This is a genomic window from Pseudomonas sp. AC070 (assembly GCF_979258635.1).
Genome location: NZ_OZ409871.1, coordinates 1,255,177 through 1,270,251, shown reverse-complemented (window position 1 = coordinate 1,270,251; position 15,075 = coordinate 1,255,177). Strand labels below are relative to the sequence as shown.

Here is a 15,075-nt window from a genome sequence, read left to right as displayed (position 1 = left end):
GTCGGCGAGGGGGCGAGGTGAGGTTTCCTGCATAAACCAATCGCGACTAAAGCCGCTCCCACAGAGGCACATCGCACCCTGTAGGAGCGGCTTCAGCCGCGAGCTTTTGAAGGCGCTGGCGGAATCAGTTCAACCCCGGCAACGCAATCTTGGGCTTCACGTCGTTCTGCACCACGGTCTCCATCGGCGCGACCACGCCCTGGCTTTTCAGCAAAGTGCCGAGGGTGGCTTGCAGGCGGTACTGGGTGTACTGCTCGGCCAATTTGATTTCGGCCAGACGGCGCTGGGCGCTGAACAGCTCGTTTTCGCTGTCGAGCAAGTCCAGCAGGGTGCGTTCGCCCAGGCCGAATTGTTTCTGGTAGGCGTTGCGCACTTCGCTGGTTTCGTCGACGTATTTCTGTGCGATCGGCAGCTGGGCGCGGGCGTTGCTCAGGGCGTTCCAGGCAAGGCCCAGTTCTTCGTTGAGCTGGCGCAGGGCGTTATTGCGGATGTCCAGCGCCTCACCGGCCTGGTAGGAGCGCGCTTCCAGGGTGGCTTTGTCGCTGCCGCCGCTGTAGAGGTTGTAGCGCATGCGCACCATGGCTTCCCATTCGTTGTAGTGACCGTCCTGGCCGTCGATGTCGTTGTTGGCGGAGCGGCCCAACTCGGCGTCGAAACGCGGGTAGTAGGTGGATTTGGCGGCGTTGTATTGCTCTTCGGCAGCGGCGATATCCGCTTCGGCCGAACGCAGCACTGGGCTGTTTTCGATCAACTGCTGACGCGCCTGGGCCAGGGTTTCCGGCAGTTGCACGCCGGTGGCGGGCTGTTGCAGGTCAACCGGGTCGGCGCCCACGGCGCTGTAGAAGTTGGTTTGCGCATCGACCAGGTTGGTCTGCTCGGTGATCAGGTTGTTGCGGGCCTGGGCCAGGCGCGCTTCGGCCTGGTTGAGGTCGGCCAGCCGCCCTACGCCACGGTCGGTGCGCAGACGAATCTGGTCGTGAATACGCTCGTGGCTGGTGAGGTTGTCTTGGGCCAGGCGCACCAGTTCCTGACGGGTGAGCATTTCCAGGTACACCTGGGCGACGGTCAACGCGGTGCGCTCGGAGGTGTTGAGCAAGGCGTAAGCGCGGGAGTTGACGGTGGCTTTGTTGCGGCCGATTTCGCTGGAGGTGGCGAAACCGTCAAACAGCATTTGGCTCAGGCGCACAGTCGATTCGCCGCGGTTCAGGGTATTCCAATCGTTGCTGCCGGCTTCGGCGCGGCTCGATGGGTTGTCGGTGCCTTCGCGGCCATAACCGGCCAACACATCCACTTTTGGCAGGTAGCCGCCTTGGGCAGCACGCAAACCGGAGTCAGCAGCCAGGCGCCGGTTAACTGCCGCATGAACCTCAGGGTGGTCGGTGACCGCTTGCTGCATGGCCTCCTGAAGCGACTGAGCGGACACAGAAAAGCTGGCACTTACCGCAAGCGGCAGCAACGCAAAAAGACCAAAACGCATGGTGAGTATTTCCCCTGAAACCTACTACGGACGCCAACTACAGGCTTGTGATGGGCACGACAGCGGCAGATGTTTTATTGGTTTTGATGCCAAAAAATAAGTGAGACCGGCCTCTCAATTCCAACCGTCCGATTTCACACTACTATCAAAGTGACATTACGGAATGGATTGTTTAGGATGTCGCAAAATTGGTCAATAGTTTGGCAAAAAGATGACCAAATCGACATTTACGCCAAACAAATGACGCCAACTTTCAGACTATTTGTACTGGCAAGATCCTTGCCTGATCTGCTGCTACCCGTTCGGCCGCTTGACCCAAACCACCCCTTTGCACTGCCGTTTACCTGAAGTTTCCAGGGAGAGTCTTCACATGAGCACCGTCGTCGCCATCGTTAAAAGCATTGTTGGCCAAGTCATCGCGACATCCGCCGAGGGCGCTCATCGCGTGCTGGTCGAAGGCGACCGCTTGTATGTAGGCGACACCTTGGATACCGGTGCCGGCGGCATGGTCACACTGGCGCTGGCCGATGGCCGCACGCTCGACCTGGGCCGCGACACCCAGTGGAGCAGCGCCGATTCGGCAAGCCCCATCACCGAAGCGACGGCCCAAAGCGCCGCCGAGGCCCGTGCTGAAGTGGTGGACGTGCAGCGCGCCATTGTCGCCGGCGCCGACCCGACCCAAGACCTCCCTGCTACCGCTGCTGGCCCTGGCGCGGGTGGCGCGGCCGGTGGCGCAGCGGGTGGTGGCCGCAGCTTTGTGTTGCTGAGCGAAACCGCAGGCGAAGTGCAGCCTGAGATCGGTATCAACTTCAGCAACACGACGGACGGTGATGGGGTTGTTCAGCAGCAAGCGTTCGGCGCCGAGCAAAACGTGGCGCCGCGTTTCGTCACTGCCGACGGAAATGATGCAACTCCGACAATTAACGTCACTACCGACGAAGACGTGACCTTCAATGGCGCCTTCACCGCTGTTGATAACAACGGCGACGCATTGACGTACACCTTGGTCGGCACAGGCCCGGCGAACGGTTCCTTGACGCTGAGCCCGCAAGGCGTCTGGGTGTACACCCCGGTGGCCAACTACAACGGCCCCGACAGTTTCCAGGTGGTGGTGACCGATGGCCGTGGCGCCAGCGACACCCTGACCGTGAACATCGGCGTGACGCCGGTTAACGATGCACCGGTTGCCGATGCCGCCAACGGCAGCGCCACAGAAGACGGCGCCATCGTTTCTGGCCAACTAACCGCCAGCGACGTCGATACCGGCGACACCCAAACCTTCACCCTGCAAGCCGGCGCCACCGCGCCAGCCGGTTTCACCCTGAACGGCAATGGCACCTGGTCCATCGACCCGAGCAACGCGGCATACCAGAACCTGGCGGCCGGCGAACAGCTGACCATTAACGTGCCGTTCACCGTCACCGACAGCGGTGGCCTGACCAGCAACAACGTGCTGACCCTGACCATCACCGGCGTAAACGATGCCCCGGTGGTGAGCGGCGATGTCACCGTCACCACCAACGAAGACGCCGGCGGTCTGACGGTCGACCTGCTGGCCAACGCCAGCGATGTGGATAAAGGCGATGTGGTCAGCGTTAAAGACGTGGCCCAGTCCGGCGCCGGCGATGCTTCAGGCGTCACCATCAATGCCAACGGCACCCTGAGCGTGACACCGGGCGCCTACAACTACCTGGCGGCCGGCGAGAGCGTCACCCTCACTTACACCTATAACGTGGTCGACCAGAACGGCGGCGTTACCCCGGCCAGCGCCACTATCACCATCGACGGCGTGAACGACGCGCCCGTGGTCAGTGCGGCAGTCAGCGCCGTGACCAACGAAGACGCCGCCCCGCTCAGCGTTAACCTGCTGCAAAACGCCAGCGACGTAGACCTGAGCGACAGCCTCAGCGTGGCCAACTTGCAGGAAACCAGTGGCGGCAACACTGCCGGCGTATCGCTGAATGCCGACGGCACCCTGAGCGTCAACCCGAACGCCTATACCTATTTGGCTGCCGGTCAGCAGGTGGTGCTGAACTACACCTACGACGTCATTGACAGCAACGGCGGCGTTACGCCAACGACGGCCACGATCACCATCGACGGCCGCAACGATGCACCGGTAGCCGTGGCCGACGTGAAGTCGGGCAGCGAAGACACGGTGATCACCGGCAACGTCATCACCAACGACAGCGATGTGGATGCGGGCGCAGTATTGTCCGTGACCAAATTCAGCTACTCGGTCGGCCCGCTGACCTTCAGTGCCAACGCCGGCGACACCCTGAACACGATCGTCGGCAAGCTGACCATCAGCGCCAACGGTGATTTCACCTTTACCCCGGTTGCCAACTACAACGGCCCGGTGCCGACCGTCACTTACACCTTGAGCGACGGCACTGCCACCAGCACCGCCACGCTGAATATCAACGTCACGCCGGTCAACGACGCGCCGTTCATTACCGCGCCGACCAGCGTGCAAGTGACCAGCGAAGACACCAGCAAAGTGTTCTCTGTGCTGCGCGGCAACAGCATCGCCACCGGCGACATCGACAGCGCCAACCTGACCACCACCTTGAATGTCGACCACGGCACCCTGACCCTCGGCCCATTGGCCGGCGGCGTGACCGTGACCGGCAATGGCACCGGCAGCCTGGTGCTCAGCGGCAGCTCGGCGGCCATCAACGCGGCCTTGCAAGGCCTGAACTACAAGCCGACCGCCGACTACAACGGCGTCGACAACCTGAAAATCAGCAGCACCGACGGCAGCCTGACGACCAATAGCAACGTCGCCATTCGCGTGGACGCCGTGGCCGACATTCGCCCGGATACCGTCAGCGTCAACGAAGACAACGTGCTCACCTTCAACGCCATTACCGGCGTGGGCGGCGGCTCGGCAGACAACTTCGAAAACGCCGGCCGTGCCGTGACTTCGGTTACCCAAGGCGCCCATGGCAGCGTGACGTTCAACGCCGACGGCACGCTGGTGTACACGCCAGAGGCCAACTACAACGGCACCGACACCTTCACCTACACCGTGACCTCGGGCGGCGTGACTGAAACCGCGACCGTGACCGTGAACGTCAACCCGGTTAACGATGCCGCCGTGCTCACCCCGGCAAACGTGGCCGTGGCCGAAACCGATGCCGCCATCACCACCGGCGGCACGCTGAGCATTACCGACATCGACAGCCCGGCCACCTTTGCCGCGCAAACCAACACCGCCGGCACGTACGGCACCTTTAGCGTCGACGCCAATGGCGCGTGGACCTACCAGGCCAACGCTGCCTACAACAACCTGAACGTGGGCCAAAGCGTCAGCGACACTTTTACTGTGGTGAGTGCCGACGGTACGCCGACCACCGTGACCGTAACCATCAACGGCACCAACGACGCACCGATAGCCAGTAGCAGCGTGGTCGCCAGCGGCAATGAAGATTCGGCAGCGCCGATTGCCGTCACCCTGGCCGGCAGCGACGTCGACGGCACCGTCACCAGCTACTCGATTGAATCGCTGCCGGACCACGGCACCCTGTATTCCGATGCAGCCGGCACGCAAGCCATCAGCGTTGGCCAAGTGGTCAGTGGCCCGGTGTATTTCGTGCCCACCGCCAACTGGGGCGGCAGCACCACCTTCGACTTCAAAGCCATCGACAACAATGGCGCCAGCTCCACCACTGGCAGCGCCGCCATCAATGTCACGCCAGTGGCCGATGCGCCTACCCTGACCTTCGGTGCCGGCAGCCAACTGGCGTCCACCGACTTCCAGGAAACCAACCTCAGCGGCGGCTGGAGCAGCAACGTTGCCGACAGCACCCTGGGCAGCGGCCAATGGCACACCGACAACGGCGGCAACGCGCTGGAAGTGGGTAGCGAAGGCACCTACATCAGTGGCGGCAGCAGCAGCAACCAAGTCATCGAACTGGAACGCAACCCAGGCGATGCCAGCAACCTGTACACCACCGTGGCCGCGCAAGCCGGCGACACCTTCGTGGTGCAACTGCAGTACTCGCCACGCAGCGGTTCGGAAGCAAGCTCGAGCATCGACGTGTTCTGGGGCGGCGTAAAAGTCGGCACCCTGAGCGGCACCACCGCCGGCCTGACCAATTACAGCTTCACCCTGCCAGCCGACAAGGCCGGCAACTACACCCTGGAATTCCGTGCCACCGACAGCAACTCGGTCGGCGGCCTGCTCGACAACATCAGCCTCGGCCAGCAGGTCAACGTTGGCCTGGAAGATCACGCCATTCGCTTGTCGAGCATCACCGCTGCGGTGACCGATACCGACGGTTCAGAAAGCATCAGCAAAATCACCATCGACGACGCCCCGGCCGGCTCGGTACTGAGCGACGGCAACGGCAACAGCGTGACCAGCACCGGCAGCCCGGTGGACATCACCGGCTGGGCCAAAGGCAGCCTGACCCTCACGCCGCCTGAGAACTTCAACGGCACCATCGTGCTGCACGTCAGCGCCACCTCCACCGAGGCAACCGGCGGCAGCGCCACCACGACCCTGCCGCTGACCGTCACCGTGCGCCCGGAAAACGACGCACCGACCGCCACCAACCAAAGCCTGACCACCGAAGAAGACACCCCACTGACCGGCACCGTAACCGGCAGCGATGTTGACGGCGACACGCTGACCTACAGCCTTGTAAGCGGCCCGGCCCACGGCACCCTGACGCTCGATGCCAACGGCAGCTTCACCTACACGCCCGCTAAGGACTACACCGGCCCGGACAGCTTCCAGGCCCTGGTCAGCGACGGCAAAGGCGGCACCACCACCAGCACCATCAGCATTGGTGTAACGCCCGACAACGACGCGCCGATTGTGGGCAACCAAACGCTCACGACCGCCGAAGACACGCCGCTGACTGGCGCCGTAACCGGCAGCGATACCGATGGCGACAGCCTCAGCTACAACCTGAAAACCCCCGCTGCCAACGGCACCGTGTTGCTCAACGGCGACGGCACGTTCACCTACACCCCGAACGCCAACTACAACGGCGGCGACAGCTTCACCGTCAGCGTTTCCGACGGCAAAGGCGGCCTCGTTGATAGCGTTATCACCATCGGCGTAACGCCGGTTAACGATGCCCCAACCACCAGCAATCAATCGCTGACCACCGCTGAAGACACCCCGCTGACCGGCGCTGTAACCGGCACCGATGTCGATGGCGACAGCCTCAGCTACACCGTGAAAACTCCGGCCGCTAACGGCAACGTCGCGCTGAATGCCGACGGCACTTTCACCTACACGCCAAACGCCAATTACAACGGCGGCGACAGCTTTACCGTCACCGTTTCCGACGGCAAAGGCGGCACCGTCGATAGCGTGATCACCGTCGGCGTAACGCCGGTTAACGATGATCCAACCACCAGCAACCAATCGCTGACCACCGCCGAAGACACCCCGTTGACCGGCGCCGTAACCGGCAGCGACACCGATGGCGACACCCTCAGCTACACCGTGAAAACTCCGGCCGCTAACGGCACCGTGTTGCTCAACGGCGACGGCACGTTCACCTACACCCCGAACGCCAACTACAACGGCGGCGACAGCTTCACCGTCAGCGTTTCCGATGGCAAAGGCGGCCTCGTTGATAGCGTTATCACCATCGGCGTAACGCCGGTTAACGATGCCCCAACCACCAGCAACCAATCGCTGACCACCGCTGAAGACACCCCGCTGACCGGCGCCGTAACCGGCACCGATGTCGATGGCGACAGCCTCAGCTACACCGTGAAAACTCCGGCCGCTAACGGCAACGTCGCGCTTAACGCCGACGGCACGTTCACCTACACGCCGAACAGCAACTACAACGGCTCCGACAGCTTCACCGTCACCATTGCCGACGGCAAAGGCGGCACGGTTGATAGCGTGATCAGCATCGGCGTTACGCCGGTAAACGACGCACCGACCAGCGCCAATCAATCGCTGACCACCGCTGAAGACACTCCGCTGACCGGCGCTGTGACCGGCACTGATGTAGACGGCGACACCCTCAACTACACCGTGAAAACTCCGGCCGCTAATGGCAACGTCGCGCTGAATGCCGACGGCACGTTCACCTATACGCCGAACAGCAACTACAACGGTTCCGACACCTTCACCGTCACCGTCTCCGACGGCAAAGGCGGTACTGTTGATAGCGTGATCAGCGTCGGCGTTACGCCGGTAAACGACGCACCGACTACCGCCAACCAAACGCTGACCACCGCCGAAGACACCCCGCTGACCGGCGCTGTAACCGGCACCGATGTCGATGGCGACAGCCTCAGCTACACCGTGAAAACCCCGGCAGCGAATGGCAACGTCGCGCTGAATGCCGACGGCACCTTCACCTACACGCCGAACGCCAATTACAACGGCGGCGACAGCTTTACTGTCACCGTTTCCGACGGCAAAGGCGGCTCCGTTGATAGCGTGATCACCGTCGGCGTAACGCCGGTTAACGACCAGCCAATTACTGAAAACCAAGCGCTGACCACGGCCGAAGACACGCCGCTGACTGGCGCCGTGATGGGCAGCGATGCCGATGGCGACACCCTGACTTACGCCCTGAAAACAGGTCCGGCCAACGGCACGGTGCTGGTGGGTACGGACGGTAAGTTCACCTATTCGCCAGCCAGCAATTACAACGGCGCCGACACCTTCACCGTGACCATTTCCGACGGCAAAGGCGGCACTGTTGATAGCGTGATCAACATCGGCGTTACGCCGGTTAACGACGCGCCAGTGGTCACCTCCTCCCCGGCCGCTGCGACCGGCACTGCGGTGGAAGCAGGCAATACCGATGCAGGCGCCACCGTGGCGGGTACACCGAGCGTGACCGGTACACTGACTGCCGGTGATGTGGATCAGGGTTCGGTAACTACCTGGACTGTCGCGAACGGCGCCGGCAACTACGGCACCCTGGCAATCACAGCGGCGGGCGTATGGACTTACACGCTGGATAACGCCAAGGCTGCGACCCAGGCGTTGGCCGAAGGCCAGACCGGCAAAGAAACCTTTACCGCGACCGTGTCCGATGGCCAGGGCGGCACCGCTACCCAAGTCATTACGGTCGATGTCACCGGCACCAACGATTCGCCAGTCGTCGCGGCTGCACTGACAGCGGCGGGCGCTGAGGACGGCGCCGCTATCGTCGTTAACCTACTCACCGGTGCCAGCGATGTGGATGCCGGCGCCCTGCTGAAAGTCAGCGGCGTCAGCGCCTTGCCGGCCGGTGTGAGCCTGTCGGGCAGCACCTTGACCGTGAACCCGAGCAACGCCAGCTTCCAGTCGTTGGCGCAGGGCGAAACCAAGGTCATCACCGTGACCTACAACGTGGAAGACGACAAAGGCGCCGTTACCCCACAAACCGCGACCATCACCGTGACCGGCACCAACGATGCGCCTGTAGTCAGCGGCGCGGTGACCGCGACGGGCGCTGAAGACAGTGCCAGCTTCAACGTCAACCTGCTGACCAATGCCAGCGATGTCGACAACGGTGCTGTGCTGAGCGTGACCGATGTCGGCACCTTGCCGGCGGGCGTCACCCGTTCGGGCACAACCCTGACCGTTAACCCATCCGACAGCAGCTTCCAGTCGTTGGCGGTGGGCGAGTCGAAAGTGCTGACGATCAATTACAGCGTGACCGATCAGTTTGGCGCCAAGACTGCACAAACGGCCGTCATCACCATCACCGGCACCAACGATGCGCCAGTAGTCACCTCTTCCGCCGCTGCCGCCACCGGCACCGTGGTAGAAGCCGGCAATACCGATCCGGGCGCTGTGGTCGCGGGCACGCCGTCGGCCACTGGCACGCTGACCGCAAGCGATGTGGACCACAACTCCACCACAAGCTGGAGCCTGCCAAACGGCGGCGCCGGCAGCTTCGGTACGCTGGCACTCACCGCCGCCGGCGTGTGGACGTACACGCTGGACAATGCCAAGGCCTCGACTCAGGCGTTGGCAGAAGGTCAGGTTGGCAAAGAAACCTTCACCGCGCTGGTGTCCGATGGCCAGGGCGGCACGGCGACTCAGGTAATCACCGTTAACGTCACCGGCACCAACGATTCGCCTGTAGTAAGCGGCGCAGTCACCGCCTCGGGCGTGGAAGACGGTGCCAGCTTCACCGTCAACCTGCTCGCCGGCGCCAGCGACGTGGACAGCGGTTCCAGCCTCAGCGTGGCCAATGTCGGCACCTTGCCCGCAGGCGTTTCCCGCGTGGGCAGCGTGCTCACCGTGGACCCAAGCAATGCCGCGTTCCAGGCGTTGAAAGCCGGCGAGCAACAGACTCTGACCGTCACCTACAACGTGGTTGACGACAAAGGCGCGGTGGTGCCGCAAACCGCCGTGATCACCATCACCGGCACGAACGACGCACCGGTTATTACCTCGAACGCTGCCGCCGCAGCCGGCACCGTCACCGAAGCCGGTCTGACCCCGGCTGGCGCTGCCACTGTTGGCACCGCCACGGCCAGCGGCACCCTGACAGCCACCGATGTGGACCACGATTCCAGCACCAGTTGGAGCCTGGCCAGCGGCACCGGCACTGGCACCTACGGTTCGCTGACCCTGAGCGCCGCTGGCGCCTGGACGTACACGCTGGATAACAGCAAGCCGGCCACCCAAGCGCTGGCGGTGGGCGAAAGCCGTACCGAAACCTTCAACGCCACCGTGTCCGACGGCCAGGGCGGCAGCAACGTGCAAGTCATCACCGTCACCGTTAACGGCACCAACGATGCGCCGGTGGTCACCTCCGCCGCCAGCGCCGCGACCGGCACCGTGATTGAGGCCGGTCTGACGCCTGCGGGCGCGGCCACAGCGGGCACCCCGTCGGCCACCGGCACCCTCACCGCCAGCGATGCGGACCACGGTTCAAGCACCACCTGGAGCGTGGCCAACGGCACGGGCACCTACGGTTCGCTGACCATGAGCAGCGCCGGCGTGTGGACCTACACCCTGGACAACAGCAAGCCGGCCACCCAAGCCTTGGGCGCGGGCAGCACCGGCACCGAAACCTTTACGGCAACCGTGTCCGACGGCTTGGGCGGCACCACCACGCAAGTGATCAACGTCAACGTCACCGGCACCAACGATGCGCCAGTGGCCGTGGCTGACACCTATGTGCTGGGCCTTACAGGTCAGTACTACGGCTATGCACAAGGCAACGGCGCCAACCTGACGACCATTTCCCAGGTTGAATCGCTGATCGCCGGCAAAACCCCGGATGCCACGTTCGTTTCCACCAACCTGAACTACGGCGGCGTCAGCACCAACCTGGGTGAAGGCACCAACCTGCAAACGTTCCTGGGCAATGACAAGGCCAGCCTGTCGACCGACCCGGGCAACACCAGCGACGCCATCATCAAACTCAGCGGCCAGATCAGCCTGGCGGCCGGCAACTACACCTTCAAAGTGACCTCGGACGACGGCTTTATCCTGCGTATCGATGGCCAGGACGTGGTCAAGTTCGATGGCAACCGCAGCGCATCGGCGACCACTGCCAACTTCACGATTCCCACCGGCGGCGCGCACCAGATCGAGATCGTTTATTGGGACCAAGGCGGCAACGCTGCGCTGAAAGTGGAAGTGAAAGCGGCCGGCGCTGCCGACTCCGCTTACACCGTGCTCGGCGCCAGCGGCAACACCGGTTCATTGGTCACTGCCGAAGACACGGCGCTGACCATCAATGCCAGCACCCTGCTGAAAAACGATTCCGACGTGGACGGCAATACCCTCACGCTCACTAGCGTGCAGAACCCCACCCACGGCACCGTCGCGTTGAACAACGGCGTGATTACCTTCACCCCGGATGCCAACTACAACGGCGAAGCGACGTTCCAGTACAGCGTCAGCGACGGCAAAGGCGGCACCGCCAGCGCGACCGTGACGATGTACGTGACGCCGGTAAACGACGCCCCGGTGGTGTCGGCTACACCGGTGGCGCTGAGTGGCAACGAAGACACCGCGATCACCATTACCTCGGCGCAATTGTTGGGCAATGCCACCGACCCGGACGGCAACGCGCTGACCGTGGTAGGCCTGAGCAAAACCTCCGGCCAGGGCACCTTGGTGGCCAACGCCGACGGCACCTGGACGTTCACGCCGACCAAAGATTGGAATGGCGACGTGACCTTCAGCTACACCGTCAGCGATGGCACCGTCGCCACCGCCGACAGCGCTGTGCTCACCATTAAACCGGTGGCCGATATCGTCGCCGATACCGGTGTGACCAACGAAGACACCAGCATCACGCTCAACGTGCTGGGCAACGACACCTTCAGCAACACTGCGACCATCAGCGCCATCAACGGCACCACCATTGCCAACAATGGCTCGGTGGCGGTGGACCACGGTTCGGTGAAATTGGTTAACGGCCAGTTGCAGTTCACCCCGACTGCCGATTACCACGGCCAGTCGAACTTCACCTACACCGTGACCTCGGGCGGTGTCACCGAAACCTCGACCGTCAAGCTGATGGTCAACTCAGTGAGCGACGCCGCCACCCCAACGGTCAGCGTGACGCCGAAGGGCTACTGGACCTTTGACGCCACCACCAGCAATGGCTCGGTTGTGACCAATGAAATCACCAAGCAAACCGGCACACTGGTCGATGCCGACAGCAATAAACCCGCTGACCTGCCGCAACTGAGCAGCGCCAGCCGCGCTGACGGTGCAGGCAAATACCTGGTGCTCAATACCGGTAGCGACACGGGCGATCACATTGACGTGAGCAGCTCGATCACGGCCGCCCTGCTGGGCACCGCCACGCTGACGTTCTGGATCAACACCGCACAGGCAGGCAATGCCAGCGGCGCCGGCAGCGTGTGGAGCAACCCGAGCATTATCGGCAGCGAGCAAGTGAGTGGCGGCAACGACATTCAGTGGGGCGCTATCAACGCGGCGGGCAAAATCGGTTTCGGCCTGGGCAACGTCGACGGCGTGTACAGCACCACGTCGATCAACGACAGCCAGTGGCACAACATCGCCATTTCGCGCGACGCCTCCAGCGGCCTGGTGAATGTGTATGTAGACGGCAAGCTGGAAGCCACCGGCAGCCCGGCCGACGCCGCGTTTACCGGCGCGCTGAATCACTTGCTGGAAATTGGCGTGACCGATGCCTTCACCGGCAACGGCACGGAAGCGACCGACTCGAGCTATTTCAAAGGCGCGCTGGATGACCTGCGTATCTACAGCGGCGTGTTGAGCGCTGATCAGATTGCTGCCATCCACCACGTGGAAAACGGCTACCAGGGCACCGCGATTGCCAACGCCACCACCGCTAACGAAAGCACCCTGAGCCTGAGCGTCACCGACACTGCCAGCGTGTTGAAAGTGAGCGGCCTGGAAGCCGGCATGATCATCAGCGACGGCAACGGCCACACCGCCACGTCGACCGGTGTCGATTCGCTGATCGATCTGAGCGACTGGACCACCAGCAGCCTGACGCTCAGCCACACCGGCACCGACTCGGGCACGCTGATCTTCACCGGCACCAACAGCGCTGCCAATGGCGATGTGAGCACCACGTACCAGGCGCTGACACTGGCCAACGGCACGTCGGTTCTGGCCACCGGCACGGTGGGCGCCGACACGCTTACTGGTTCAACAGCGGCCGACCTGCTGCGCGGCGGTGACGGCAACGACACCCTGCACGGCCTGGCGGGCAATGACCGTCTGGAAGGCGGCAACGGCAACGACTCGCTGTTCGGCGGCGCCGGTAACGACATCCTTATCGGCGGTGCCGGCGACGACATCCTGTACGGCGGCAGCGGCAACAACATTCTCACCGGCGGCACCGGTGCCGACACCTTCACCTGGCAGGCCGGCGATGTCGGTAAATCGACCATCACCGACTTCAACGCCAGCGAAGGCGACCGCATCAACCTCAGCGATTTGCTGCCGGATATCACCGACACCAACGTGCTGAGCTACCTGAAAGTGGACACCGCGACGTCGACCATTCAGGTCAGCACCAGCGGCCATATCGATCAGGGTTCGGATGTGAGCATTACCCTGCAAGGCGTCGACTTAAATAACTACGGCTCAACCTCGGCCGACATCATCAAGTCGCTGGTGGCAGGTACCGATCCGGTGGTGAAAACCGACCACCATTAATTAGGGCGGGACTAAACGGCGCGTTCTCTAGCAGTGTGGAGTTCGCGCCGTTTTTTTGCCTGGCAAGAAAGCATTGCAGGCGCTACACACTACTGGCAGGGTCTGCGGCTCTGTCTTCCAAGCCAACGTGTTGAACGAAACCAAGAGGGATTTGCGGATGCTGTATATCCAGCGCAACGAGCAGGGCCAGCTGACGCGCGTCGAAGCCGCCGAGTTTGAGGGCATGAACGGCACCCTGCCGGCCGACGATCAAGAGGCATTGGCCTGGTATTCGAACCAGACCGTCGAAAGCAACCTGATGCAACTCAAACAGAGCGACCTGGAGATGATCCGGGTAATCGACGACTTGATTTCAGTGCTGATGAATAAAGGCGTGCTGCGCATTACCGACTTGCCACCGGCGGCGCAGAGCAAACTGCTCAGCCGTACCCAATCGCGCGAAGCGTTGGGCGGGCTGCATAAGCTGATTAATGATGACGATACCGGGGTGATCTAACCCCGTTTATTGGCTGCCAAACATGGCGGTCCAATAAATACCGGCGTCGCTGCGTGGGTCCAGCGCGTAGGCCGCGCCCAGTTCGCGGTATTGCGGGTTCATCAGGTTGGCGCAGTGGCCGGGGCTGGCCAGCCAGCCGTCGAGCACTTTGCGCGGGCTGTCGTTACCGGCGGCGATGTTTTCGCCAATGGCTTGACCGGCATAGCCGGCCAGCTCGGCACGGTCGCCTGGGGTGCGGCCGTCGCGGTCTTTGTGGTCGAAGAAATTACCATTGGCCATGGCCCGGCTATGGGCTTCGGCGGCACCGGCCAGGGTGTTGTTCCAACTCAAGGGCGCGGCCGCCGCGTAGGCCTGGGTGCCGCACTGGCGGGCCTGGTTGCGGGCGGTGTTGATCATTTGCAGCAACTGTTGGCCCTGGCTCTGCCAGTCGCCCATGCGCGCCGTGAGCATGGGGCGGGCCAGGGTGATGCGCCACAAATCGCCTTCGCGGCGTACGCCGATGTCCACGAACTGCGGGTCGAGAATCACGCGGCAAAAGCTTTCCTGAACCGCCTTCATCGCCGCATCGCTGTCACGCGCGCCCGCCAGGCTGATGGCTTGCACATTGACCATGGGGTAGCCGTTCTTGGCCAGGGCCGTCTGCAAACCGCCGAAGCTGTCCGAGCGCAGGCGCAGGCGCGGGTCGTCGGCCAGCGGCGGCAGCTCTGGCGAGGCCTGGCCTTCGCAGCGCTGAACCTGCCCGCGATAGGCATTGATGGCCTGTACCAGTTGCGTCTCATCGTCGGCCCACACTGGCGTGGTGGCGAGCGCAGACAATGACAGCAACACAACTGGCACAACGGTTGAACGGACGCGCATGTAACTCTCCCTATTGAGCGGACTGCCCCCATGATCAGCGATTTCGCCTGGCCCTGCCCCGGTCAATCCGCCGGATTCCAGCAATCAGCTTATTAGCAGAGCGTATAACGGCATGCAGGTTTATATGGCTAATCAGAGCGC

4 protein-coding genes are annotated in these 15,075 nt (G+C 62.8%); 2 read left to right on the top strand and 2 right to left on the bottom strand.

Annotation, left to right across the window (positions count from 1 at the left end):
* Window positions 1–124: 124 nt before the first annotated feature.
* On the bottom strand, window positions 125–1,477 hold the full coding sequence (locus tag ACZZ0Q_RS05595; protein WP_463383566.1) for a TolC family outer membrane protein: 1,353 nt from the start codon (window positions 1,475–1,477) through the stop codon (window positions 125–127).
* A 370-nt stretch (window positions 1,478–1,847) separates the two neighbouring features.
* On the opposite strand from ACZZ0Q_RS05595, the gene ACZZ0Q_RS05590 reads away from it, so the two are divergent.
* Together ACZZ0Q_RS05590 and ACZZ0Q_RS05585 are read left to right on the top strand one after the other, a co-directional pair.
* Window positions 1,848–13,580, top strand: a complete 11,733-nt coding sequence (locus ACZZ0Q_RS05590; RefSeq protein ID WP_463560354.1) for a retention module-containing protein — start codon at window positions 1,848–1,850, stop codon at window positions 13,578–13,580.
* Window positions 13,581–13,737: 157 nt separating this feature from the next.
* Window positions 13,738–14,076: a tryptophan synthase subunit beta gene (locus ACZZ0Q_RS05585; RefSeq protein WP_122494002.1), complete on the top strand. Its 339-nt coding sequence runs from the start codon at window positions 13,738–13,740 to the stop codon at window positions 14,074–14,076.
* Window positions 14,077–14,082: 6 nt separating this feature from the next.
* Here the strand turns inward: ACZZ0Q_RS05585 and ACZZ0Q_RS05580 are convergent, their stop codons facing one another.
* Window positions 14,083–14,934, bottom strand: a complete 852-nt coding sequence (locus ACZZ0Q_RS05580; protein WP_463539801.1) for a CAP domain-containing protein — start codon at window positions 14,932–14,934, stop codon at window positions 14,083–14,085.
* Window positions 14,935–15,075 lie beyond the last annotated feature (141 nt).